At 44.9% G+C, this 26,366-nt stretch carries 20 protein-coding genes; 17 read left to right on the forward strand and 3 right to left on the reverse strand.

Annotation, left to right across the window (positions count from 1 at the left end; genetic code table 11):
• Window positions 1-264: 264 nt before the first annotated feature.
• Together mltA and tcdA are read left to right on the forward strand one after the other, a co-directional pair.
• Window positions 265-1,359, forward strand: coding sequence for a murein transglycosylase A (gene mltA / locus FE392_RS11020; protein ID WP_319930274.1), 1,095 nt, complete (start codon window positions 265-267; stop codon window positions 1,357-1,359).
• A 78-nt stretch (window positions 1,360-1,437) separates the two neighbouring features.
• Window positions 1,438-2,250, forward strand: coding sequence for a tRNA cyclic N6-threonylcarbamoyladenosine(37) synthase TcdA (tcdA, locus tag FE392_RS11025; protein WP_319930275.1), 813 nt, complete (start codon window positions 1,438-1,440; stop codon window positions 2,248-2,250).
• Window positions 2,251-2,328: 78 nt separating this feature from the next.
• On the opposite strand, the gene csdE is transcribed toward tcdA, so the two are convergent.
• On the reverse strand, window positions 2,329-2,787 hold the full coding sequence (csdE, locus tag FE392_RS11030; RefSeq protein WP_319930276.1) for a cysteine desulfurase sulfur acceptor subunit CsdE: 459 nt from the start codon (window positions 2,785-2,787) through the stop codon (window positions 2,329-2,331).
• Window positions 2,788-3,221: 434 nt separating this feature from the next.
• Here csdE and FE392_RS11035 point away from each other — a divergent pair, with 434 nt between their 5' ends.
• The 6 genes from FE392_RS11035 to FE392_RS11060 all read left to right on the forward strand — a co-directional run bounded on the left by FE392_RS11035 (window position 3,222) and on the right by FE392_RS11060 (window position 10,985).
• Window positions 3,222-4,967, forward strand: coding sequence for a type VI secretion system baseplate subunit TssF (locus FE392_RS11035; RefSeq protein ID WP_319930277.1), 1,746 nt, complete (start codon window positions 3,222-3,224; stop codon window positions 4,965-4,967).
• 9 nt (window positions 4,968-4,976) lie between these two features.
• Window positions 4,977-6,941, forward strand: a complete 1,965-nt coding sequence (tssI, locus tag FE392_RS11040) for a type VI secretion system tip protein TssI/VgrG (RefSeq protein ID WP_319930278.1) — start codon at window positions 4,977-4,979, stop codon at window positions 6,939-6,941.
• Window positions 6,908-7,744 carry a DUF4123 domain-containing protein gene (locus FE392_RS11045; RefSeq protein ID WP_319930279.1) on the forward strand — a complete coding sequence of 279 codons (837 nt, stop codon included), beginning with the start codon at window positions 6,908-6,910 and terminating at the stop codon, window positions 7,742-7,744. Before tssI ends, FE392_RS11045 begins: the two co-directional genes overlap by 34 nt.
• Window positions 7,744-9,570: an S-type pyocin domain-containing protein gene (locus tag FE392_RS11050; protein WP_319930280.1), complete on the forward strand. Its 1,827-nt coding sequence runs from the start codon at window positions 7,744-7,746 to the stop codon at window positions 9,568-9,570. The genes FE392_RS11045 and FE392_RS11050 overlap by 1 nt, the downstream gene beginning before the upstream one ends.
• A gap of 3 nt (window positions 9,571-9,573) precedes the next feature.
• Window positions 9,574-9,972: a DUF6896 domain-containing protein gene (locus FE392_RS11055; protein WP_319930281.1), complete on the forward strand. Its 399-nt coding sequence runs from the start codon at window positions 9,574-9,576 to the stop codon at window positions 9,970-9,972.
• A 557-nt stretch (window positions 9,973-10,529) separates the two neighbouring features.
• Window positions 10,530-10,985 (forward strand): SUKH-3 domain-containing protein, encoded by a 456-nt coding sequence (locus tag FE392_RS11060; RefSeq protein ID WP_319930282.1) that lies wholly within the window; start codon window positions 10,530-10,532, stop codon window positions 10,983-10,985.
• A 746-nt stretch (window positions 10,986-11,731) separates the two neighbouring features.
• On the opposite strand, the gene FE392_RS11065 is transcribed toward FE392_RS11060, so the two are convergent.
• Window positions 11,732-12,469: a class I SAM-dependent DNA methyltransferase gene (locus tag FE392_RS11065; protein WP_319930283.1), complete on the reverse strand. Its 738-nt coding sequence runs from the start codon at window positions 12,467-12,469 to the stop codon at window positions 11,732-11,734.
• Window positions 12,470-12,966: 497 nt separating this feature from the next.
• The gene (gene csdA / locus FE392_RS11070; protein ID WP_319930284.1) at window positions 12,967-14,172 is read right to left on the reverse strand and encodes a cysteine desulfurase CsdA; all 1,206 of its coding nucleotides are present in this window, start codon (window positions 14,170-14,172) and stop codon (window positions 12,967-12,969) included.
• Window positions 14,173-14,578: 406 nt separating this feature from the next.
• On the opposite strand from csdA, the gene FE392_RS11075 reads away from it, so the two are divergent.
• The 9 genes from FE392_RS11075 to FE392_RS11115 all read left to right on the forward strand — a co-directional run bounded on the left by FE392_RS11075 (window position 14,579) and on the right by FE392_RS11115 (window position 26,264).
• The gene (locus FE392_RS11075; RefSeq protein ID WP_319930285.1) at window positions 14,579-15,505 is read left to right on the forward strand and encodes a transcriptional regulator GcvA; all 927 of its coding nucleotides are present in this window, start codon (window positions 14,579-14,581) and stop codon (window positions 15,503-15,505) included.
• 26 nt (window positions 15,506-15,531) lie between these two features.
• Window positions 15,532-15,927, forward strand: coding sequence for a DUF423 domain-containing protein (locus tag FE392_RS11080; RefSeq protein ID WP_319930286.1), 396 nt, complete (start codon window positions 15,532-15,534; stop codon window positions 15,925-15,927).
• The gene (gene rlmM, locus FE392_RS11085; RefSeq protein WP_319930287.1) at window positions 15,920-17,017 is read left to right on the forward strand and encodes a 23S rRNA (cytidine(2498)-2'-O)-methyltransferase RlmM; all 1,098 of its coding nucleotides are present in this window, start codon (window positions 15,920-15,922) and stop codon (window positions 17,015-17,017) included. Before FE392_RS11080 ends, rlmM begins: the two co-directional genes overlap by 8 nt.
• A 575-nt stretch (window positions 17,018-17,592) precedes the next feature.
• A complete protein-coding gene (locus tag FE392_RS11090) occupies window positions 17,593-19,023 on the forward strand; it encodes a serralysin family metalloprotease (RefSeq protein WP_319930288.1) in 1,431 nt (476 codons plus the stop codon).
• 228 nt (window positions 19,024-19,251) lie between these two features.
• Window positions 19,252-19,584 carry an AprI/Inh family metalloprotease inhibitor gene (locus FE392_RS11095; RefSeq protein WP_319930289.1) on the forward strand — a complete coding sequence of 111 codons (333 nt, stop codon included), beginning with the start codon at window positions 19,252-19,254 and terminating at the stop codon, window positions 19,582-19,584.
• Between the two features lie 23 nt (window positions 19,585-19,607).
• Window positions 19,608-21,371 carry a type I secretion system permease/ATPase gene (locus FE392_RS11100; RefSeq protein ID WP_319930290.1) on the forward strand — a complete coding sequence of 588 codons (1,764 nt, stop codon included), beginning with the start codon at window positions 19,608-19,610 and terminating at the stop codon, window positions 21,369-21,371.
• A 66-nt stretch (window positions 21,372-21,437) separates the two neighbouring features.
• Entirely contained in the window at window positions 21,438-22,775 is a 1,338-nt protein-coding gene (locus FE392_RS11105) for an HlyD family type I secretion periplasmic adaptor subunit (protein ID WP_319930291.1), read from the forward strand.
• A gap of 5 nt (window positions 22,776-22,780) precedes the next feature.
• Entirely contained in the window at window positions 22,781-24,193 is a 1,413-nt protein-coding gene (locus FE392_RS11110; RefSeq protein ID WP_319930292.1) for a TolC family outer membrane protein, read from the forward strand.
• Between the two features lie 571 nt (window positions 24,194-24,764).
• Window positions 24,765-26,264 carry a M10 family metallopeptidase C-terminal domain-containing protein gene (locus tag FE392_RS11115; RefSeq protein ID WP_319930293.1) on the forward strand — a complete coding sequence of 500 codons (1,500 nt, stop codon included), beginning with the start codon at window positions 24,765-24,767 and terminating at the stop codon, window positions 26,262-26,264.
• Window positions 26,265-26,366: the final 102 nt, after the last annotated feature.

The following is a 26,366-nucleotide window of genomic DNA, read 5'->3' on the forward strand; positions in this document are numbered from 1 at the left end:
TATGAGCCCGACGAGCTACCAAGCTGCTCCACCCCGCGTCCGATGTGGGCACACTATACTCTCGAACGGCTCCGTTGCAAGTTTTTTTATTGATATTTACTGAATTTGTTAGTCTTTTGGTTAAAATATGCCCTTATTGTTCTGTTTTCACACGTTCGGGCATTATCGAATGCTAAGCTATTTTTTTCTAACTACATTTCATTATTTATTTGTGTTTGATATTGTTCGTCGTCGGATCGCGATGGTTGGAGATAAGGCATAAACATGAAACTTTGGGGCAAATATATCTTATGTGGATTTGTCATTTCGTTATTGGCGGGATGTCATCGGCCAGTAGATCAAGCGCAACAATATAAAGATGGCCGCATCACCCAAGATCTTCAGCTCGTTAATATACCTAATGCTCAAGGCATTCCTGTTAATGCCCGGGATTTTGCTACCCAAGTTAACTTTATCAGTGAATCGTCTCCCCGCCTTTATAGTAATAACCGTGAGACATTTGATGCGATTACTCATTGGATGCTCTCAGGTGGTGATACTCGCCATTTGAGCCAATACGGTTTGCTCGCTTATCAAATGGAAGGTGAAGATAATTACGGTAATGTGAAGTTTACCGGCTATTACACGCCTGTCGTGCATGCTCGGCATGCTAAACAGGGGGAATTTAAATATCCTTTGTACCGGATGCCGACTAAATCACGTGTCCGGTTACCAAATCGCGCAGCCATATACAGCGGCGCGCTGAATAAGAAATTCATTATCGGGTACAGTAATTCCCTGATGGATAATTTTATGATGGAGGTACAAGGAAGTGGTTATGTTGACTTTGGTGATGGTCTTCCTATGACCTTTTTTGGTTATGGTGGAAAAAATGGGCATGCTTATCGCAGTATTGGCAAGGTGCTGATTGACAGGGAAGAGATTCCCAGAAACAAAATGTCAATGAAAGCGATCCGCCAATGGGGAGAGCAGCACAGTGAAGCTGAAGTCAGAGAATTGCTGGAACACAATCCTTCGTTTGTCTTCTTTAGGCCTGAACCTTATACCTATGTCAGAGGAGCCAGTGCTGTTCCTCTGGTTGCTAAAGCATCGGTGGCATCTGACAGATCACTGATCCCGCCCGGAACGGCTTTGTTGGCGGAAATTCCGATACTGGATGAAAAAGGCAAATTTACCGGACAGTACCGGATGCGCCTGATGGTGGCATTGGATGTTGGTGGCGCGATTAAAGGACATCATTTTGACATCTATCACGGTGTTGGTGAAAAAGCAGGTGAAGCCGCGGGTTTTTATAATCATTATGGCCGTGTTTGGGTATTGAAGAAACCCTCATCTGGTTTTTTGGCGGCAAACCAGTAAGATCCCTTCCAGTTCAACTAATCAATTCACCTATTTCAATGAGAAAAGAAATAGGTGTTATGCAGGATTTATTTAACAATGCAAGTTTCTCTCTCAGATGCTTATCTTCAGCGTTTTGCCGGTACTGCCCGGTTATATGGCCAGAAAGCGCTTTCATTATTTGCTCGCTCACACGTTTGTGTGGTGGGGATCGGCGGCGTGGGTTCATGGGCGGCGGAAGCGTTGGCGCGTACAGGCATTGGCGCCATCACACTGATTGATATGGATGATGTCTGTATCACTAATACCAACCGCCAATTGCACACATTGGTACAAAATATCGGCTCACCAAAAACTGAAGTGATTGCTGAACGGATACGAGCCATTAATCCAGAGTGCCGAGTGACTTGCATTGACGACTTTGTCACCCCGGATAATGTGGCAGAAATGATGTCCACAGAATTCAGTTATTTGATTGATGCCATTGACAGCATACGACCAAAAGCGGCACTGCTGGCTTACTGCCGTCGTTACAAGATCCCCGTTGTCACAACGGGCGGGGCTGGTGGGCAGCTTGATCCGACCCAAATTCAGGTCGTGGATCTGGCAAAGACAGTACAAGACCCTTTGGCTGCCAAACTCAAAGAGCGCCTGAAATCGGATTACCGTGTTATGAAAAATGGTAAGGGAAAATTAGGTATTGATTGTGTTTTTTCAACGGAACAGTTGGTTTATCCACAATCTGACGGCACTGTTTGTGCAGCGAAAAGTACTGCGGACGGTTCAAAACGGATGGATTGTGCATCTGGTTTTGGGGCCGCAACGATGGTTACGGCAACTTTTGGTTTTGTTGCGGTTTCCCACGCATTGAAAAAGATGGTGGCGAAAGCCGAACGGGAAAATACGTTGTAATACGATCCCCGCAGAAAAGCGACTGGATTGAAGAGTTATTGAATTCAGTCGCTGATTAATTTATTGAATACTTGTAACTTATAAAGTATGGCTGCGGGCAATTTCCTGAATAGTATTAATCAGGGATTTCACGCCATTGAGCCTTGAACCACTGAGTTGCTGCTCAAGGCCGAGCTGCTGGAATAGTTCAGCTAAAGGAGCTTGTAAAACCTGCTCCGGCGTTTTACCTTCCACTGCGGTCAGGATAACGGCCAATAACCCTTTTACAATCCGGCCTTCGCTGTCACCGTAGAAATGCAGGGAGCCACCAGATAATCGTTGATGCCCCAACCAAACGCGATTTTCACAGCCGGACATTTCAATATTTTGTTGTTTGAGTTCATCGGCTAAAGGGGGAAGCTTCCTCGCAAGGCCGATAAGTTGCCGATAGCGATCCTCCCACAATTTACACTGCCGGAAGTTCTCAATAAGTTGTTGCTCCGTGATTTCTGTTCCAAACGGATGCGGAGCAAGGATAGTTTCTACAGGTTGTGTCATTGGTTATTTATCTTGCTGTGGGTTTATCGCCTATTCCTCTGCGTGAGGTTTTCGGATCATAGCAGGTGTGTGCTTAAACGAAAGCCGTTTAATACTAAAATTTTCTGGCTGATAGATAGTCAGAAAAGGCACTGTCTTTGGTAGATAACAACAAATAAAAGCGTGATGAATATCAAATTATTGTTGAAGTGATAAATTTTCAGACTATTGGAAAAAGTGTTTATTTCTTAAAAGTGTTTAATAAAGATACGGTTTATGATCACGTCCTGCCACCATAAAGCCTGTTAATTCAGAGTATTTCACTAAAATTCACATTATTACTTTTCTGTATTATTTAATATTTATTATCAATTGGTTTTTGTTTCACCATAAAATTGTTTAGCATCCTTTCCTATTTTTTAAGCTATCAGACATAGGTGCAAAAGGGCGGCTTGATGGATCAATTTGAACGCTATTTTCAGCAAGAACTGAATTACCTGCGGGAATTGGGAAAACTGGCGCGTGAAGAAAAGCCCCATCTGAAAGATATACTCGGTGGGCGGGATCCGGATGTTGAGCGCTTAAAAGAAGGATTCGCTGCGTTAATGGCGCGTCCACGCCAGAAAATTGATGATGCCTTTCCTGAACTGACCCAGCCGTTATTGCGAAATTTACAGGCACAGTCCGTTAAGGGCATTCCCGCCACCTGCATTATGCAGATTGAAGGTGGAAAAGACGCGGATTTTGCATTTTCACTGCCGTCCGGCACAAAAATTCAGACACTTGTCGATCAGACTTTTATGATCTCGCGAGACTGTGATGTTCAGCCAATCATGTTGATTGGACGGGAAATCACGCATCAGGATCAGGAAACACAAATCACCCTGACGTTTGAATATACCGGTAAAGATGATCATTGGGATGTGCAGCCGATTGAGTTCTTTCTCAGTCGTGATGAATCGGTCGCGGACAGCTTATTGCTGGGGTTGTGCCGATATTGTTATCGCGGCGAATTGCACCATAACGGGCAAACGTATGTGATGGAAACCCTGAGATTTGCGCCGCGCTCCGGAACGGACAGATTGATTTTGTCGCCGCCCGTTGCAGCGGGCAACTGGGCACCGCAAATATTGCTGGAATCGTTTTATTTGCCCCATGTCCACCATTTCCTGACGCTGGATATGCCGTACCCAGTGCAATCGCGGCGTCTGCCGATGACCGACAACCGCACATTTACGCTGACCCTGAATCTGGACACGTTGCTGCCGCTGTCAGATGAGCAGATAGCGGAAGCGTTTCTGCTGCATTGTGTGCCGGTGGTCAATCTTCGCTGGGAACGGCTTACTCAGCGATTCAAACCGGATACCGCCCGTTACCCGCTGCCATTGACCCCGGAGCAGGGGCTGCTGCATGTCGCGGCACTGACCCTGAAAGGCGAACCCAATGAAGCTGGGCAGGCGCGTGGGGAAGCCGGTCAATTTTATCCGGTCAGTCAGTTGACGGGCTTGTCCCGCCATCAATCGGAATACGATGACGCGTGGTTTTATGGGCTGGAGGTGAACCGGAATGCGTTGGGGAGATTGGACTATGCGCTGGTGTTTTATGACAGCCACGCAAAATTGATGGAACAACCTCCCAGACGCCAGTTTACCTGCCATTTTGTGGGATTTAACTCACAGCCGATCACACTGCCTGTCGGTTCGGAGTGCCTCACTGAAAGCCTGCCGGATCGCTTTCAGATAAAGACCGTCACACCCGTTTCAGCCAGCTATCCGCCCGTGATTGACAGCCAGCGGCATTGGCGGTTGCTGTCTCATTATGCCACCAGCGGTTACGTCCTATTGTCAGCCGATGCATTTAAGCAACTGTTGCGGGATTACGATTTTTACCCCGACCATGATCGCCCTGTCAGCCGCCAACTTCAGCGAATGATTGCGGGGATCCAGTCCATTAATTCTGAGGCGAAAGATCGGCTGGTCAGGGGGCAACCGCACCGTTGCCTGTATCTCGAACTGATGCTGGATGAAAGCGCGTATGCCAGCCGGGGAGCCTTGTTCCGCTTTGCCGATGCGCTCTACCAGTTCCTGCCGTTTTTCCTCAGCAACGACATGCTGATGTTGATGGACGTCACTTGCCAGCCCTCCGGCGAACAATGGCGCCTGTCACCGCTTCCCCTCCGGGGATATCGTCCTCTTATGTAAGGATCAACAATGGATGGATTAGTCTTTACCTGCCACATCGGCAAACTGCCCAAAACGACCTTTCAGGTGGTGGATTTCAGTTTGCGCGAAGCCCTGTCAGAGCTGTATCACCTGAGCCTGACGGTGGTCAGTGCCCTTGACAATATCGCCCTCGGTGAACAGTTGGGGATGGCGGCTTCCCTGACCGTGATACGCGATGGCGTTGTGGAACGCACCGTCAATGGCATCATCTCCAGTGCCGAGCAAGGTAACAGTGACGGTCGCCGTACCTATTACACGTTTGCCATCCGGCCGGCAATGTGGCGCATGACACTGAATCAGGACAGCCGCATTTTTCATCGTCAGTCCGTGCCGGATATTCTCAAGCAATTGCTGAAAGAGCACCAGATCACATCGGACAGCAAATTCTATGCAGAGGAAGGCCATCACCCCGTGCGGGAATACACTACGCAAAAGCGAGAGTCGGCTTATGATTTCTGGTGCCGATTGGCGGCGGAAGAGGGGATTATTTTCTGGTTTGAGGAAGACAAATTTTTTTACAGCAATTCCCACCTCGGCATGCTGGCAGGCTTGTCCCTGACTTATAACGCACAGGCGGAAACGGATAACACGGACACGACGGTTTCCCAATGGCGTTACGGCGAATTTCTCTGCCCCGATGAGTTTACCCACAAAGACAATAATTTCCTGCGCCCGTCTTATCCTTTGCAGCATCAGGCCATGCTGGAACAGGGGCGCGGGCTGGGGGTGTTTGAAAGTTACGGGCGTTTCCAGTTGGATGCGGAGGGCAAACCGCTCTCTGGGTTGCGTCTGAACCAACTCAACAGCGGCAGCAAGATGGGTTCGGCCACCACTAACTGCATTCAGTTGCGGCCGGGCAAAATTTTTACCCTTAGCCGCCATCCGATTGCCGCCATGAATGATCGCTGGCAGGTGGTGAGCATCACGCATCACGGTGTGCAGCCCCAAGCGGACGGCGCTGCGGGGGAAGGGACAACATTGACCAATAGCCTCACGTTTATCCCGGGCTGGGATGACTGGCGTCCGCCGTATCGTTACAAACCAATGGCCGATGGGGATGAAGTGGCTATCGTGGTCGGGCCGGAAGGCGAGGAGATTTTCGTTAACGAACACGGCGCCATTAAAGTGCATTTCCACTGGAACCGTTACGACGAGCCGGGTGATGGCGCGTCCTGCTGGATCCGTGTAGCACAGGGCTGGAACGGGCATGGTTTTGGCTTTATGGCGATTCCCCGCATTGGTCAGGAAGTTATCGTGTCGTACCTCAATGGCGATATCGACCGACCAATAGTGACCGGCTGTACCTACAACGGCCGCAACCGCCCGCCGCTGGATTTACCGGCAGAGAAAACCCGCACCACGTTCAAAACCCATACCCATAAGGGCGAAGGGTTCAACGAACTGCGCTTTGAGGATGCAAAAGGCCGCGAAGAAGTCTATATCCACGGCCAGAAGGATTTTACTGCCCATATCGAAAATGACGTGCTCTGGCATATCAAGCACGACCAAAAACAGCGTATCGACAATAACCATTACATCGACATTCAGGCGGATGAACACTCGCAGGTGCAGGGCAGCCGTAAATACAGCACCGAAGGCGATGTTTCCCACCGCATTACTGGCTCGCAGCATATACAGGCCGGTGACGCACTGGTCAGTGAAAGTGCGCAGGAAACCCACGTCAAAAGCGGCGGCAAAATCGTGCTGGAAGCGGCAACGGAAATCAGCCTGAAAGTAGGAGGCGCGTTTATCAAAGTCACACCGGGCAGCATTCAGTCTTCCATGATTGATGTGGGGGCAGGCTCTGGCAGCAGCGGACGGGGTGTTTCACTGCAATTGCCGGAAGGCGTTCCGCCGCTGCCTGAAGTTAAATTTCCGGTCAAAAAATATTGTGCCTTGCAGGCGCAGGAAAGTGCTGCATGGGTGATCAAATCACCGGGAGGGAAATCATGACGGCAGCGGCTAATCATCCCTTCAGTTGGACTGCATGGTTCAGCGCGCCCGATAAAGCCCCGGTTTTTCTGATCGTCAATCAGCTTGCGGTGCCCAATCCCGTTGACATCTTTTATGCCAATGATTGGGTGGCGCAGGCCTTTCCGCTTTACAGCGGTACGCCGCTGGCGCACTTGATGGAGCAAGGGCCGTGGCTAATTCAGCCCAAAGCAGACAGCTTGTCTTCCCTTGGGCGTTTGCTGGATCGTCGGGCGCTCAGTGATGAAAGCTGGGGCTGGGCGTACCGTAGCGAGGTGGCTTGGCAGGCACAGTTACCGCATTGGCAGCGGCATCAATTCGCGACCCTGCGGGATGAACAGGTGGTCTTCCGCCTGATGGATACCCGCATTATTCGGGTATTGATGCCCGCCATGCAGCCAACGGACTGGACATCCCTGTTGAATCCGGTCACTGAAGTGATGCTTGACATGCCGACACCGACGATTTTCAGTCGCCCGGTAGGCTGCCCGATAAGCCAGATTGAGCGCCCTTTTGTACTGGAGCCGCACTTGATTACCGCGTGGGAACAGTCTGATTTGGCCCTGGAAGGCTACGCCCAGTCACTGGCCTATGAACTGTGGGAAGAGCAGGGCGAGCTGGCGATGAAACTGGATACACCGAGTGGCGCTTTGCCTCAACGTTTATTTTCTTGGCTGAAACACCGTCGTCAGCAAGGCTCCGGCCTTCAGGCGCTGACCTTTCATGACTTTCTGGCGGAAAGTGGCACTAACACTTCGCGTCTTAACCAAAAAGGACTTCATTGATGAGTAATACAGGAAGATTAGACTGCGTATCCTGCCATCAGGTTTTCAAGCATTGGCTGGAATTCCAACTGATCGACAATCAGGGCAAGCCGTTGGGCGGCATTCCTTATACCCTGAAAAGCTGGGATGGCATTGTGAAGGCCAATGGCGTGACCGACGGTCAGGGTGTTTTGCGGGAAGAGGATTTACCGCCGAAACCGATGATCCTGCACGTGGATGCGCAAAAATTAGCGGAACAGCTGATTGAGAAATCCCCAGCGGAGGCGGTGGCAACAGCAAAAGGCACAGGGGCTTATCACCAACTGGTGCCGGGGGAAATCAGTAACGCCACCCCGGAAGTGGAAGGCTGGACACAAGAAGCGCTGTTAGCTTCACGATACTACCCCGATCCCAGTTACCCCGGATTTATCGCGCGACCGAGTCATAACCGCCGACATGTATTGGAAATCGCCCGTATCGCTAAACCGGTCTTTGCCAAATCCTGTTTGCAACCGCCGGGTTGTACTGATGCTGGGACGGATATGGAGCCGCATAGCAACTTCGGGCAGATGCAAATCTACCACACCGTGCCGAATCCGAACGGGATAGGAACGGCAAACCAGGGTAAGAAGAATGACTCTGAACCGTTAATTTTCCAGGCGCTTGCCTGGGTGGGAAATCAGGTGTTCGGGCGCGCAGAAGCGCATCCGCTCATAGAAGTTGCTATGGTCGCGGGGCAACAGACAAATGCGGTTATCGTGGGAAGCGCTGCGGCGAAAGCAGCCAATCAGGGTAATGACGAACAGAACAAGGGATCACAACCGCTGTTATCCAAAAATGAGCGGCAAACACTGGAGGGAATTCAGTCCAGCCTGACTCGCGATTATCAGCTTGCCAGTGCGTCTGCAATGGCGTTAGGGATGATGTTACGGAACTGGGTGAATGGCGATGCTGATGATTTATACAGCCATGAACACTTAAAGAAAATTGCTGACAAAAAAGGCACGGCGGAAACACGGGTTCGTTACCGTTTTGTGGAGAATGCAGAAACAGGGCAGCTAACCGCAGTGGGATACCATACCGCTGAGAACGCAGGTATGGAGAAGGTTAAAGTCCGCCATGTGCAGTATAATAAATCTTTAAATCGGTATGAATTTTGGGAAGATGGGGCTTCATCGCCGACATTGGTCTGGTATCGGAATGCTACATCCGGTGGATTATCCCAGCAGGATATTGATAAATCGGTTCCACAAGATGCGACCGTCAATGTCAAAGTCGCCGTGCTGGATCCCCAAGCCACGGGCCAGACACCGGGATTGCCGATCCCCGAGGAAAAGGACTGGCGGGATGGTGCTTACGTCAACCCACAGCAAGATCCGAATGAAATTGGGGGAAACAGCACATCAACACCGATACCGGATGCAAGAGATAACGGGCCAACTAAGCTGACCACGCCTGCACCGGAGGAAAAGGATTTTCGCGATTATATTTTGATATTTCCTGTCGCAGATATTCCACCGATTTATGTTTATTTGAATAAAAGTAATGATACAGTCATTGAATACGTTAATCCTAGGGTTTTAATCAGCATACAGAATAGAAATGAAATGTCAGGCTCACAAATTAAGAGATATGTAAAGGATATGAAGAAAAATGGTTATGATATTGAATATCCAGTTGAAGTAGCTAATGTAAATGGAAAGATGATTATTATAGATGGGCATCATAGAGCTGAATCTGCAGTAAAAGCAGGTCTTAATAAAATACCTGTTAGAGTGATTAATGTTACAGATGAACAAGGTGATAATTTATTGATTCAGGCGGCTGAAGCGAGAGTGAGGTACTAATATATGAAAGCTATAATTGAGAAGAAAGATATTATTGATTTTATAAAATTACAGGAAAAATTATCTCGATTTTTTTTCGAAAGCTATCCAAAAGTGAAAGATTTTAATTGGTTATTGGATTTTCCAAAGCGTGGGAAAATTAAAATTGGTGATGAGTCATGGGATTTTGTTAAACATGGAAAAGGGATTAGGTTCACAAGAATAACACCTGAACCAACAGTAATTGTTGATATAAATAATTACATTAATAACCCTAGGGTAATTGACGTGTGGCGTTTATTAGAGTATTTCGAAAGAGATAGTATTGAGTTTGAAAAGGAATATATCCAAGGTGTTCTCGACAAGATGGTAGATTATGGTGAATTGAAGAAAATATATAAGTATGAGTATGAATTATTATAATGTTGTATAGTGTAGTTAATGTTTTGTGATTTTTTTATTAAAAAGTGATCACTGAGGTGATCACCAAGTGCAAATATTTCCTAATTGAAAGAGGTTGTTTAATTTAATAGACGCTAGCCTGCATTAGGTTGTTTTTAGGCGGCTTATATACTGAAATATCAGTAAGTTACTCTATTCAATATACTTTGTAATCGAATAATAATATTATCGCTTGGATTTAACTAATACGTGCAATTTCTGAAAAGGTAGTCAGTTGCTATAGTAAGAGTTTTTCTCGCCAAAGAAAAATTATGGCCATCCTCCCATTTTTGCAACACTAATTTTGATGAGTTTTTGGCTTGCTTAAATCTACCCGGCGCCACTATAGGTAAGGATATCCGCGTTTGATGAACCTTGAAATGTGCTCAGCTTCAAAGAACTACTTTTCTTTTTAGTTTTATCATTAGATCGATAGATCGTTTATGTCATTAATTATTAGTTCGTTGCAAAACATGTTGGGTAACATTTAAATTTGTTCACAATATACCATAAGCAGGCATTAATTAGCAGGATAGAATATGTATTATTCATTTAATGATGTAATAAAAGAAAGGCTACTGAGAAGTGGCTGGTATCCAAATAGGTCAATAAATATTGATAAATATTTATATGTACTAGAGGAACAAGGTTATTATGTTCATAATAATGCTATGAATTTTTTTCATAATTTAGGTGAAATAAAGATTGAGCATGAGGCTTATGCTGACCCCACAGATATAGATGTGAGTGATTTTACACCCACTAAACCGGCTGATTGCTTAGATCCATTGTGGGTAGAGCATTATGAAAGCATAATAGGAAATAAGTTATGCCCGATAGGTCTAGGTTTTTCTGAACACATGACATTTTTTCTATCTGAATCTGGTAGTTTTTATGGTGGATATGATGATTATTTTTGCTTAATAGGGAATGACGTTGAATCTGCACTGCAAAATTTATTTTTTGATCATGATTTTACACAACTAGAAAAATAAACCTCACTTTTACATCATATGTGGCTATATTTTAAAGTTAAAGGTAGCCATATTTATACTTTTACAGGCGATTTTTTTATTTTTCATTGTGTAATTTGCTTGAAAAGGAAAATGTATTCATAATATCCCATTACCAACAACTGTAAAGGATAGAGGCTATTTACCTGTCAAAATAGAAAATATATCAAATATGGCAATAATGATTATTAAATAATTTTAAAGTCATTGAAAAAAACGGGTTGTAGACAACGTTTAAAGGCTGCAAGATGAAGGTAAATCAGTGAAAGACGATCAAGGAAGACAATTAAGGGATTTGGGTAAGTATGATGCCATTTATGACATGTACCTTAGGGCTAAATCTGGAAACTAGATAAAATTTAAATGTTTTTAGCACAGGCTGAACTTAGAACTTATCCCGGAAGGAGTTTTGTCGCTTGTGAATCAGCCTCTTATTGACTTCCGTTTGGTGATGTTGAGTCATAAATTCCACCATTTTTTGGGCAGGTCTTAGATATCTGGATCGATTTACAGCCAGGGTTGCCAGATAACACAGTGGAAAAGGCCAAAAAATGACTTCAATGAATTCATGTTATTTCCTGGCACTGAACATAAATATGTGCTATCCAATTTACTGATAAAAAAGAAAATAATGATGGTTAATGATCATTTTTTCGCAAGGAATAGTGCTATCTTAACCGGCGTTGCCAATAGAGCTGTAATGCAGCTTGAAAGGCAACCGGCAGAGATTAAAACTGGCAAACAAGCCCGGTATGGGCGCAATTGTTCAGGTAACTATCCCAAAAACCCGCAGGGTAACGCTCAATTTCACTGTCTGCAACGATGGGCTTTTCCCATCTATAATGATTGAATCCCGCTTTTTTGATGGCAGTTACGTAACTTTCACGGCTCCAGCGATAACATGAGAAAGGATTTGGCGGTGTGGTAAGAAATTCTGCATGACAACGAAAACCATTTTGCCAGGGTTCTTCGCGCAAAAATCTTACTCCGTAGTTTTCGAAGTTTCCCTGTGTTAACTGATAATCCGGTGAAACCGTATAAGCGACTAATTTACCTGATGAGTTCAGGTGGTTAGCGGCAACCTGAAACATATTTTCGAGTTCTTCAGTCGATTGTGAGTAAGGGAATAAAAAAACAGCAACAATGATGTCAAATTTCCCGAATGATTCCATTTCACTGACATTCCGAACATGAAACTCGATGTTATCACCCGCTTGTTCAGATTTTTTTTTCGCAATAGCAATCATTCTCTCAGAGATATCGATACCAACGACGTTTATTGCCCCCCGGTGAAATAATTCACGACCAAAATAGCCGCAGCCACAGGCTAAATCCAGAACTGACTTTCCTTCAATGTCTCCGGCCATTTTGAGTATATTGGTAAGCTCTGTCTGCCGTTGGGGAACTGAGTTGTATAACGATTCATAAGAATCACCAATATAATCATATTGTGTTTTTTCTTTCATTTTGCTACCTGATAAAAATAAGATTTTACATTGTGATTAAAAAATAAAGCATTAAATAAAAATCAGTTATAATTATTTTAATTGTACTTCCAAAGCGTCAATCTGATATTCATATATTTTTTATTAGCGGAGTATCAAAATGACGGCTACGATAGCCGTTGTTTGTCGATATTGAGGTCAAATTGAATCGGTACGTAAAGATGGAACAGGCAAAGCGGGATTTTCTCGTTATTAGAGGTTACATTCATTTACTTCGTTCATAACGATGTTGCACTTATTATGTGAATGCAAGCAACACTATTATTTGCTTTAACCAACTCTATAAAGGTCACATTGAAAATGACAGGATATACCGAAAAGAGTGGTTTTGGTTATATTGCAAGAGTTGCAATAAGCACCACATAATATTTAACACGCTTTAATTCCATATGGAATATTCCTTTATTACAAGGTTTACTATCTGAGTCGTAAACCTTTCTCCGAGTGAAAAAACAATATCACTCATCCAGCAGCGATAACGCGAATTTTACAGCGCTAATCAATTTATCTGCATCCTGCCGATTGTTGTAAGGCATAAAGGATGTGCGCAGGCAGCCGTTTATTCCAAGGGCATCCAGTAATGGCTGAGCACAATGCTGGCCTGAGCGCAGGGAGATGTTTTGTTCTGCAATCAATGTTGCCAAGTCATTGTGGTGTATTCCAGCGATATTGAAAGACAATAAGCTGGAACCTGCCGCACGGTAGCTGATAAAACCCGGCAGGGAACTGAGTTGCTGTTCGGTGTAATCCGTCAGGCCAATGGCGTGGGATTCAGCGAGCTGGATATCAACGGTTTTCAGCCATTCAAGTGTTGCCGCAAAGCTGATTACGCCAGCAACATTGGGGGTGCCCGCTTCAAAACGGTAAGGCACCGCTTCCGGTGTAAAGCCCTCGAATGAAACTTGAGTCAGCATTTTTCCGCCTCCGTGCCACGGAGACATTGCATTCAGCAATTCACTTTTGCCGTACAGCACCCCCACACCATTCGGCCCATACAACTTGTGCGCAGAGAAGGCATAAAAATCGATATCCAGTTGCTGCATGTCGACGGGAGCGTGCACGATCCCCTGAGCGCCATCAACCACTACCCGGCAATCATATTGGTGGGCGAGTGCGGTAACTTGAGCCAGGTTTACCGTCGCACCGGTGACATTCGACATCTGGCTGATGGCAACCAACTGGCTTTTTTCGTTCAGTAATGTTGCGAGAGTGTCGATTTCTGGCTGGTATTGATCGCCAATCGGCCATTTTACGATTTTTGCCCCAGTTTGTTCTGCCAGAATCAGCCACGGCAATAAGTTGGAGTGATGCTCCTGTTCGCTGACAATAATCTCATCACCTACATTCAGACGAGGGCGAAAATAACTTTGCGCAATCAGGTTAATGGACTCCGTGGTGCCTTTTGTCCAGACGATATCTTCAGGCAATGACGCATTGATTAATTCCGCGACCAAAGCACGTGCTTGTTCATAACGGGCTGTCATAGCCTGTGCTGTCGCATGTTGGCTGCGATGAACGGTTGCACTGTGGTTTTGGTAGTAGTGCTGGCTTGCTTCAATCATACATAATGGTTTTAATGCTGTGGCTGCACTGTCCAGAAATGTCGTCGAATGTTGCAGGGCCGGAAATTGTGCGCGGAATTTTTCTGAGTCAAAGGCTTTCATAAATGATGTTAATTTAATCGTTGTGTGATAAAGAATAAGTTTTTCTTTAACCAAGTAAGAAGGGATTCTACAGGAAAGTTGAGAAAAAAAGCACCGCAAATGCGGTGCATTAAAAAAATCACTATGGACAGACAGGGTAAATGTACAGGAAGTGAAAAAAAACAGTAGCTTAAGCTACAAAGTCTGGTATTCCCAGACAACTTGCAAACACAACATCACAACCACAAAGCCAAAAGTTTCAATGTATTGCTACAGTGAGACTTTTCGTTCCGGCTTAGGAAGTGCGCACACTATAGGGATTTGCTGGTATATCATCAATGGACAAATTATAATGATTCGGATTATAAAAACTAATACCTGGATGAAAAGAGTTACCGGTATCGTCACCACCATATAAGAAAAGCACATGTCCAAACGTTTACCTCCACTCAATGCGTTACGCGTTTTTGATGCTGCTGCCCGCCATTTAAGTTTTACTAAGGCGGCAGAGGAATTATTTGTGACTCAGGCCGCTGTTAGCCATCAGATGAAAAGTCTGGAAGATTTTCTGGGGTTAAAGCTTTTTCGTCGCCGTAATCGTTCATTGCTTTTGACGGAAGACGGGCAGAGTTATTATCTCGATATCAAAGAAATTTTTACCGCTATCAATGATGCCACCCGTAAACTTCAAGCACGTAGTGCCAAGGGGGCGTTGACGGTCAGCTTATCCCCCAGTTTTGCCATTCAGTGGCTGGTGCCCAGGCTTTCTGGCTTTAATCAGAGCTTTCCGGGGATTGATGTCAGGATCCAAGCGGTGGATCGGGAAGAAGATAAACTGGCAGATGATGTCGATGTTGCCATTTTTTATGGCCGGGGAAATTGGCCGGGCATGCGGACAGATCGCCTTTACCCCGAATATTTATTGCCTGTTTGTTCTCCGGCGTTATTGACGGGAGATCGCCCGCTGAAAACACCTGCTGATCTCGCCAATCATACTTTATTGCACGATTCTTCTCGGCGTGACTGGCAGGCTTATGTTCGCCAACTTGATATGCAGCAGCAGATCAATGTGCAGCAAGGGCCGATATTCAGCCACAGCTCAATGGTGATTCAGGCGGCCGTACATGGTCAGGGGGTTGCGTTGGCCAATAATGTTATGGCACAAAATGAAATTGATGCCGGGCGTCTTGTTTGCCCATTTAATGATGTTTTGGTCAGCAAAAATGCCTTTTATTTGGTTTGTCATGATAATCAGGCAGAATTGGGCAAGATTGCGGCGTTTCGGAAATGGATCTTGACGCAAGCCGCGTCTGAACAAGAAAGGTTAGGATTTATCACTCAATATATCCAATAACGGGCAACCAGAAACAGGAGTTATGTGTGAACAGTCGAGCCATGCTTATTTTTGTGGGTATCAGCGGTTTTTTCTATGTGGCCTTGGGGGCGATGGGGACGCATATGCTGGCGTCTATCCTGACGCCCCGCCAAATGGAATGGATCCATACCGGTTTGCAATATCAAGGGCTGCATACGCTTGCCATGATGGCATTGGCAGCATTGCTGATGCGTCAGCCTGTGACGCCATTTGGTTGGAGTGGCATTTTTTTCACAGCGGGAATTGTGTTGTTCAGTGGCAGTCTTTATTGTCTGGCCTTTTTACCGTTAAAATTTTTAGTCTATTTAACACCAATTGGTGGGCTGAGTTTTCTCATTGGTTGGTTATGTGTATTAATTGGCGCTCTGCGTCTAAGGAAATCGGCGCTTAGCCATGAATAAAGTTGCTTTATATTGCCGCCCGGGTTTTGAAAAAGAGTGTGCGGCAGAAATTACCGATAAAGCGGGCAAGAAAGAGATCTACGGCTTTGCCCGCGTGAAAGAAAACAGCGGATATGTGCTGTTTGAATGTTATCAGGTTGAAGATGCGGATCGTTTGATCCGTGAGATCCCGTTCAGCGAGTTGATTTTTGCCCGCCAAATGTTGGTTGTGGGCGAGCTGCTAAAAGATTTGCCGCAGGAAGATCGTATCACTCCGATTATGGGGATGTTGGCTGGTGTGATTGAACGCGCGGGTGATCTGCGTGTAGAAGTGCCGGATACGAATGAAAGTAAAGAATTAATGAAATTCTGCCGTAAATTTACGGTTCCATTGCGCAATGCGATGCGTCAGGAAAAACTGTTGCTTGCCAAGGAAAGCCCTAACCGCCCAGTCATTCATGTTTTCTTTATTGCTCCGGGTTGCTGTTATGTGGGTTATTCCTACAGTAATAATAACTCCAGATTCTATATGGGTATTCCTCGCCTGAAGTTTCCATCTGATGCGCCAAGCCGCTCAACGCTGAAACTTGAAGAAGCATTTCATGTTTTTATCCCTTATGACGAATGGGAAGAGCGTCTGGACAGTGGCTTGCGGGCTGTCGATCTCGGCGCGTGTCCGGGCGGGTGGACTTATCAACTGGTGAAACGCGGTATGTTGGTTCAGGCGATAGATAATGGCCCCATGGCTGATAGCTTGATGGATACCGGGCAGGTGAAGCATCACCGTGTAGATGGTTTCAAATTTGAGCCAGCCACCAAAAATGTTTATTGGTTAGTGTGCGATATGGTTGAGAAGCCGGCCAAAGTTGCCCAATTAATGACAGATTGGTTGGTAAAAAGCTGGTGCCGTGAGGCGATTTTCAATCTGAAATTGCCAATGAAGAAGCGCTACGAGGAAGTCGACCATATTTTGCAGAAAATAGAACAGCAACTGAAAGAAAATGGCGTGAATGCGCAGATTCAGGCGAAACATTTGTATCACGATCGTGAAGAGATCACGGTACATGTTCGCCGTATTTGGTCTGTGTATGCGCATGAGCGGGATTTTTGATTTATTCCCGTTATTCCCGTCGTCTTTCGAGTTGCCTCTTTGTTGGCTGCGCTCGTTCACCCCGGTCACCGTTTTTATTAACATACGGTTATCTATGCTCCCGGGGATTATGAGAGGCTCCGGCCTCTCGACCTTTGGCTGTTAAAATTCGTTCCCGACGAATTTGTCACTCCCTTGCCGCCTCGACGCAATTCGAAATCCATAGGAAATATGTCGTCGTCTTTCAAGTCGCCTAAAAAAAGCACAAATTGATCAAAGGAAAAAGGTAATAAATTATTCTGTCCTAAGATCAATTCATAGTAGATAAAAACAGTATTATTCAATATTGAATAATACTGTTTTTTTGTTATCAAAAAAAATCATTTAATAAATAATAATTAGTTTATTAAAGCAAATTTGTTCAATCTGTATTCTAAAAAGATATATCAATTATTTTTACACGGGCTGTAACTAGCGCTATTTTGTTCTGGAGTTTTATTCCCGAGAGTCTCTTGGAAAGAATTAAAAACTCTTGTTCCCGTTATTATAAATATTTCGGGGTAAGTACGTTCGTCTTGTTTTTACAGGAGATTTATATGACCTCAAAGAAAAAATATACCTATGTGGGGTTATCTGATTCGCATTTCACCCAGGATGTAAACGCATTACTCACAGCCTACGTTCCGAATTATGATCCTACTATTCGTGTTGCTCATAAGCCTTTAGGAGATAATGCCCCTAATGAACTTGTGAGAACTAATTTCCATTGGGAGGGCAAAATAGGCTCTTCCGGCACGCTTGAATTGTCGTACCATTTTTTAAAGTCAGCCCCTGCTATCATGCCCCGTTTTAATATTAGTGGATTCAGTTCATTTAATGGGGATCAAAAAGAAGCAGCGCGACTTTCTTTACAATCTTGGTCTGATATTGCCAATGTGAAATTTACGGAAGTCAATAAATTGTCGGATGCTGATATTACTTTTGGCTTCTTTGACTATAGCAAGACTGGGGATTATGCATTCGCGACTTTACCAAGAGGACAGAGTAAAACGTATTCTTGGTATAACTCTGACAGTGGTACTTTCAGGCAGAATGATATTGGCGTAAATGGTTATGGACGCCAGACATTCGTCCATGAAATTGGCCATACTTTAGGGCTGGAACACCCTGCCGATTATGATGCTTCCGATAAAGTCAGGCCGACATACATGAATGTCGCTGAGTATTTCGAAGACAGCCGTGCTTATACAGTCATGAGCTATTTTCAGGAGCGCTATACCGGCCAGGATTACAAAGGCAATTTCTCATCTGCCCCATTATTGAATGATATCTCTGCCATTCAAGAGTTATATGGCGCTAATATGGAAACCCGCAAAGGTGATACCGTCTACGGTTTCAATTCCAATACTGACCGCGACTTCATGACCGCAACCAGTGCGAACAGCAAGCTCATATTCAGTGTCTGGGATGCCGGCGGTGAAGATACATTCGATTTCTCCGGTTTTACTCAAAACCAGCGTATCAATCTGAATGCAGGTTCGTTTTCTGATGTCGGCGGCCTGAAAGGCAATGTATCTATTGCCCGCGGTGTCGTGATTGAGAACGCAATCGGTGGCAGTGGTGACGACATTCTGGTCGGCAACAGCGCCGATAACATCCTGAAAGGTGGCGCAGGTGATGACGTTATTTACGGCGGCTTAGGCGGTGATCACCTCTGGGGCGGCGAAGGCAGAGATACGTTTGTCTATCTGAGCGGTAAAGAGTCACTGAAAAGTAACCCAGACTGGATCCACGACTTCACTTCCGGTGAAGACAAAATAGACCTGTCTCAGTTTAACTTCGGTAGTCGCGGTGATCTCAAATTTGTTGATTCGTTTTCAGGTCAGGCTGGTGAAGTGCTGCTGGCTTATGATAAAGCGAATCATGCGACAGATTTGTCCATCAGCCTCGGCGGTGATATGGGCCACAATGATTTTCTGGTGAAAGTTGTTGGACAGCCGTTGACGGAAGCCGATTTTATCGTTTGATAATGTCATCACGGTAATTGAATACTGCCGTACTGTCTTATGCATTATTTATACATTACTGTTTGCGCATATTGTTTGTGCGTATTGCCTGTACGTATTGTTTTATGTATTGCTTTGAATTTTCGGCAGTATTATTCCCGATGGATGTTAAATCACATCGTAAAGGAGATAACCGTGTTATATCGATTTCGGTGGATAATTTTATCTTTATTTTTTGCTGGAGGATGTATGGCTAGTAGTTTGAGACTCCCACCTGCGGATGAATTAAAAGGATTGTGGCAACTGACGGATGGTCATCAGGTATGCAATATTGAATTGACTGATGCCCGCTTGCCAGAAGGCTCTATTTGGTCGCTGAAAAGTGACTCTTGTGTCACCGCTTTGATTGGGCAGGCGGTTGAAGGATGGCGCCCGACGCCTGACGGGCTGACATTGACCGATGATGACGGCAATAGTCTGGCTTTCTTTGCTCATGAATCTGAACAATGGGTTGCCTACCTCACTGATGGCAGGGAATTGGTGATGACCTTCAGCGGTGCTGCGAATGCAGTGACGAAATAGAAAATAATAATAAAGGGATTGCTGTGAACTTACGCTTTCCGAAGGATGAAATTACGGATGTTATCCGTGCACGCAGCAAAGTGTTCTGGACTGTTGGCTTATTTACCGCATTTATCAATATGTTAATGCTGGTTCCCTCTATCTATATGCTGCAAGTGTATGATCGGGTATTGCCATCCGGTAATGAAATGACTTTGTTGATGCTGACACTTATTACGCTTGGCATGTTTGCCATCATGGGCGGGCTGGAATATATCCGAAGTCAGGTGGTCATCCGCATTGGCAATCAGTTTGATATGTGCCTGAATCAGCGGGTTTATACTGCATCCTATGAATCCAATCTAAAAAGTGGTTCGACAGATGCCGGGCAGATGCTCAATGATTTGGCAACCATCCGCCAGTTCCTGACGGGCAATGCACTGTTTGCTTTCTTTGATGCACCTTGGTTCCCCGTTTACCTGTTTGTCATTTTTCTGTTCAGCCCGTATTTGGGATTGTTGGCTCTGGTCGGTGCCATCATCCTGATTGCTTTGGCAGTGTTGAATCAGTGGTTATCTCAGGCTCCTTTGGCGGAAGCGAGCAATCTCTCTTTACGTTCAGCAAATTTAGCCAGTACTAATTTGCGCAATGCGGAAGTCATTGAGGCGTTGGGAATGTTGCCGACATTGCGCCAGCGCTGGTTCAGCTTGCATGAGCGCTTTCTCAATTTTCAACGGATCGCCAGTGAACGGTCGGCCTCTATTGCCGCTTTGACCAAAACCGTGCGTCTGTCTTTGCAATCATTGATTCTGGGGCTGGGGGGCTGGTTGGCCATTGAGGGAAACATTACGCCGGGAATGATGATTGCCGGTTCAATTTTGATGGGGCGGGCGTTGTCCCCGATTGAGCAATTGATACAGGCATGGAAGAGCTGGAGCGCCGCCCGTCTTTCTTGGCAACGGTTAGATAAGTTATTGCAGGCCCAGCCAGTACGCCAGAGCGGTATGTCATTGCCGCCTCCCAAGGGAATGCTGCGCTTGGAGAAAGTATCTGCGGTTCCGCCCGGTAAAACGCCATCCAGTAAGGCATTGGCTGCCCAATCATCAAAAAATAACCAATATGTTTTGCAGGATATCAGTTTTGCCTTGGAGTCAGGTGATGTTCTGGGGGTAATTGGCCCGAGCGCATCCGGGAAATCTACGCTGGCCCGTTTGCTGGTTGGTGTTTGGCCCGCGCAAGATGGTGTGGTACGGCTTGATGATGCCGATATTTACCAATGGAACAAAGATGAGCTGGGGGCATTCATTGGCTATCTGCCTCAGGATGTTGAGCTATTTGGCGGCACGATTGCTGAGAATATCGCACGTTTTAATCATGTTGTTCCTGAGAAGGTCATCGAAGCGGCGAAAAAAGCGGGTGTCCATGAGTTGGTGCTCAATCTTGAACAGGGGTATGACACGGTGATTGGCGCTGGTGGCATGGGACTGTCTGGTGGGCAAAAACAGCGGATCGGGCTGGCGCGCGCTTTATATGGCAATCCGTCGCTGGTGGTTTTGGATGAGCCTAACTCGAATCTGGATGATATTGGTGAGAAAGCATTGAGCCATGCAATAGCCCAATTGCGGGAACAGAATAAAACGGTGGTGGTCATCACACATCGCCCTTCATTGCTTTCGCAAACAAATAAGGTTTTGTTGCTGGTGCAGGGAAAAATGAAAATGTTTGGCCCTTCTCAACAAGTTATGGCGGCCTTGTCTCAGCCTCAGGTGCCTTTGTCTACACCAGCAAAATCGGCCGAACATGCTTAGTAACAGGGTTCAGCCATATTTTATGCCTCATGGATTTCTTGGGATATTTTCTATCTGGGAGTAAAGATGCCCTATCAGATTAACGCAAAAGATGCCCAAAACGAGGCATCGGGATTATTGCCGCTGGATGCGAATCGTTACCTGCGAATAGGCTGGCTGATTATTGGTATTGGTATTTTGGGTTTTTTCCTGTGGGCCGGGTTTGCGCCGCTTGATAAAGGTGTCGCTTCTTCCGGCACCGTGGTGGTGGATGGCAACCGTAAAACGGTTCAATCGCCGGTAAATGGCATTATCAGGCAAATTCAGGTGCAAGAAGGGGAGCAAGTCAAGGCCGGGCAGGTTTTGGTGCAGCTTAGCCAGGTACAGGTTAACGCGCAGATTGATTCCCTCAAGCAACAACTTTATACCACACTGGCAACGGAAGCTCGGTTGTTGGCGGAGCAGCAAGGCTCGGAGACCATAGTTTTTCCCGCCACATTGTTGGCTCAACAATCGGAACCCCGCATTCAAGATATTTTGGCATTGCAGAAACAGCTTTTTCTGGCTCGTCGCGAAATGCTGCGCAGCGACTTGGCCGGGATGCAGCAGACTGAAGAGGGGATGAATTTCCAGATCAAAGGATTGCGGGAAGCGTTGCTAAGCAAGCAGCAACAGCAGGCATCACTCAAAGAGCAGGTGACAAATTTACGGCCTTTGACAGAGGAAGGCTATTTTCCTCGTAACCGTTATCTGGAATTACAGCGTAATCAAAGCGAGTTAAGCGGCAGTATGGCTGAGATGGCCGGACGAATGGGCCAGCTTGAAAAGCAACGGCAAGAGACGAAGCAGCGGGTGATTCAGCGTCAAGCCGATTATCAGCGTGAAGTGCGCAGCCAACTGTCGGATGTTCAGGTATTGGCTAATGAGCTGCAAAATAAGCTGGATACAGCTCAGTTCGACTTGTCACACACCTCCATCCTTGCTCCGACGGACGGCTCAGTAGTTGGATTGGCTGTATTTACCCAAGGGGGAGTCGTTGCCTCCGGTGAAAAGCTGATGGAAATTCTGCCAAGCCAGAGTGCCTTGGAGGTGGAAGCGCGTTTGATGGTCAATATGATTGATAAAGTTATTGTGGGGCAGAACGTTGATTTGATGTTCACGGCATTCAATCAGAGCCGGACGCCGAAAGTGACGGGGAAAGTTGCGGTGGTTTCTGCTGACCGTTTGGTCGATGCCATCACAAGGGAACCTTATTATCAGATGCGATTGCGGGTTAGTCCTGAAGGCATGGAAAAGCTGGCGGGTTTAAACATTAAACCGGGAATGCCCGTTGAAGTGTTTGTGAAAACCGGTTCACGTTCTTTATTAAGTTACTTGTTCAAGCCATTGGTGGATAGGGCATCGACTTCGCTGATTGAGGAGTAATAGGGATGTTGATATATCACGGTATAACTTATAGGCAAATTCTGTTATTGCTCTCAGTTTTGCTGAGATGGCCTTTGGTGCTTTTTTTGGCATTGTCTTTTGTATGTTCCGGCTCTGCCAGTGCGCTTTCTTTAACAGAAGTTTATGCGCTGGCTTTGCAAAACGATCCTACATTTCAGGCCGCCATTAAAGAACAAGAAGCCGGGCAGGAGGAGAAAAATCTGGGCTTGGCAGAATTGTTGCCGAAGCTGTCATTCAGCTACCAAAATGCGCCAAAAAATTGGCAGACGATGGAGTCTAAGTCTGAGGATTGGCGGGGCAGAATTGTCCACAATAAGCGTGATCGCCAATATGATAGCTATAGCAGTTCGATTATCCTGACCCAGCCTTTGATTGATTTCGAAGCATGGACGCGTTATCGGATCCGGCAGGCATATACTTTAATGAGCGACGCCCGTTTTCGGTCGGATAGCCAGCAATTGGCCGTCAGGGTTGTGAACAATTATGTGGCTGTGGCTTATGCGCAAGATAAATTGGCCCAAGTTACCCAGCAGCGGATTGCCTATGAGGAGCAACTGGAGCGCAATCAAAAACTGTTTTCCTCTGGTGAGGGGACTCGCACCGACGTGGCAGAAACTCAGGCTCGTTACAGCCAGATTTTGGCCGATGAATTGACCATACAAGATGAGCTGGATGCTGCCATCCGTGATTTGCAGGCATTGATTGGCATGCCATTGCCGGCGGATCTGCCTGTTAATCGTCTACCCAATACCCCGCAATTTAAAACCATCAAACTCTCTCTGGACAATTATCAGGATTGGGAACAGATGGCACTGCGGCATAATCCTCTGCTGGCAGTAGCCAGACAGAAAGTGGATGTGGCGTATCAGGATATTGAACGCAATCGGGCGGGATATTTACCGAAGCTGGAAGTGTATGCTTCCCATAGCGAAAATAAATCCAGCAGCGATTACAGTATTGACCAAAAATACCGGACAGATTCAATTGGCTTGCGCGTTTCCATGAATATTTATAATGGGGGTGGCACGGCGGCGGCACTGCGTCAGTCAGCTGCAAATTATGGCAAGATCAAGTATGAACTGGATGCACAGACGGGAGAAACCCTGAATTCACTGCGGCGCAATTATAATGCCTGCGTGAATGGAGAGAAACGGATACGCGCCTATGAAACAGCGGTGGAAGCGGCTGTTTTACAGGTCAAAGCAACACAAAAAAGCGTTGCGCTGGGCCAGCGGGTCAATGTTGACATTCTCAATGCTGAACAACAACTGTACACCGCCCGCCGTGAACTGTCCCAGGCAAAATATGCTTATATGAAAGCATGGGTTGGACTATTGAATGAATCCGGCCAATTAAAGGGTGAACATATTAAGTTAATTGCTGATTATTTTGGTTAAGGTGATTGGGTTCTTATCGCGATAAGATTATAAATAATCAGAAGCAGCATATTTGATTATCAGGAGATAATTATGTGTTGATCAATGTATCAGTTTGAAATGTTAATATTGTTCTTTAACTCTTTGGTTTAAGAGAAAGGCGATGTTGTGGGTAATAAAAATAGAATAATAATTCTATTTTTATTTGCTTTTCTTTTGGTATTTAGATTCAGCGCCTCTGCACATAAGGCCTGCTCCAGCGTTTGCCGGGCGAACTGGGATTTAGATGAACTGAATGCGAATCTGGATGATATAGGGGAAATTTTTAAACCGCGACACTTTTTGTGGGAGCCATAGGAAAATAAATTATCAATAAAGATTAAACAAAGAATTAAATAATATGTCACTTACCTTAATGCGGGCTAAACTTTTATTATATTTTCGAACTATTTTACGTATTTTAGGTTCTGGTGTTTATCAGGTATTTGTAGTTATAGTTCGTTGTTGGAAAAATATTAGTGTACATAATGTGATAATTCTTATAAATAAGAATGCATTTAATATTTTAAATATTATTTTTTAGGGGGATAATATGCCCATATTGCACAGTAATGATTTAAGTAATGAAAGATCAGATTCTGATACGGTTAAGAGATTAAAAAAGTATTTGTATTATTATGATCTAGATGAGCATCCAGAAATCAATAAATTTAACAAGCCAGTATTTGGTGATAACGCTTTTAAAGAACTTCTGAGAGGGAAGTTTTATTGGGGAGATAAAAGAAATGAAAGCCCTTCTGATATTGAATTTAAATATTTTGTATTAACATCAAACTCTAAAGATATTAATGATGATTTAGTGAAAGAGGCTATGAAAAAAGCTAGGGTGGCAGAGCTTGCAACTATTAATATGAATATAAAGAACGCCTTGGATAACTCTTACAAGGCATGGTCTAAAGTGGCAAATATTTATTTTACTGAGGTTTTGGATTATAATAAAGCCGATCTTGTTGTCGGATTTTATAGTAAAAATATAGGTAAAACAGACCTTAATCCATTCACTCGTTATCCTAATGAAAAAAATTATAAATCCCACACATGGTTCAATATTAATAATAGTAAATTTTCAGATCCAGAATATCTTGAAGTTAATAGAGATATAAGGAAGGCATTTACTCATGAAATTGGGCATCAGTTATGTTTATCTCACCCTTCTAGATATGATGTTGCTGATAAAGAGAAACCAACTTATGAGAAAAAAGCATCACACTTCGAGGATTCTTTCGCCTATAGTGTCATGAGTTATTTCAGTGAGTCGAATACTGGACAAGATTTTAAGGGATTTTTGCCATCATGTCCTATGATGGATGATATCGCAGCCGTTCAAGAGCTATATGGCATTAAAAAAAGTACTAATTCGATTAAGATAATATATGGCTTCAATTCCAATACAGGGCTGGACTATACAACTGCAATGCATGAAGATAGTAAATTGCTCTTTTGCGCTTGTTCTCCCATTGGAGATAATGTAATTAATACTTTTGATTTTTCTGTTTTTAAACAGGATCAAGTCATTAATTTGCATGAAGCTGCTTTTTCTGATGTTGGGGGTTTGCAAGGGAACGTCTCAATTTCCCGTGGATGTATTATTGATGCTGCGATTGGAGGTGAGGGAAACGATATCATTATCGGTAATAACTTTGGAAATCGGCTGGAAGGTACAGCAGGTGATAATATTTTCTATACTAGTTTTGGTGGGCATACAGCCTTATATCCAGGAACTGGGAAAAATACTTTCGTTTATTTGTCTGGTAATCAATCAGTAAACGATGATTATGATATTATTTATTATTTTAAAACAGGTATAGATAAAGTCGATTTGTCAGCTTTTGATTTTGGTGGTGGAAAAAGAAAAGTTAGATTTGTGGATGGTGATACTTTTGATCAGCCAGGCGAAGCATATTTAATTTTTGAAAACAACCTTAATTCAACAACATTATTTATTACGTTAGAAAAAGGCATGCTCAGTGATAAATTTAAGCTCGTATTTTTGTATTCAACAGATATAACTGAAGCAGATTTTATCCTCTGATTCAGTTTGAGGTTTATTTTTCAATTTGCAGCGTTGTTGGCGGCACTCACTCTTATAAGCATACGGTTATCTATGCTTCCGGGGATGACTGAAAGGCTTCTG

Origin of the sequence: Xenorhabdus santafensis, assembly GCF_033949405.1 — a bacterium.
GTDB lineage: Bacteria > Pseudomonadota > Gammaproteobacteria > Enterobacterales > Enterobacteriaceae > Xenorhabdus > Xenorhabdus santafensis.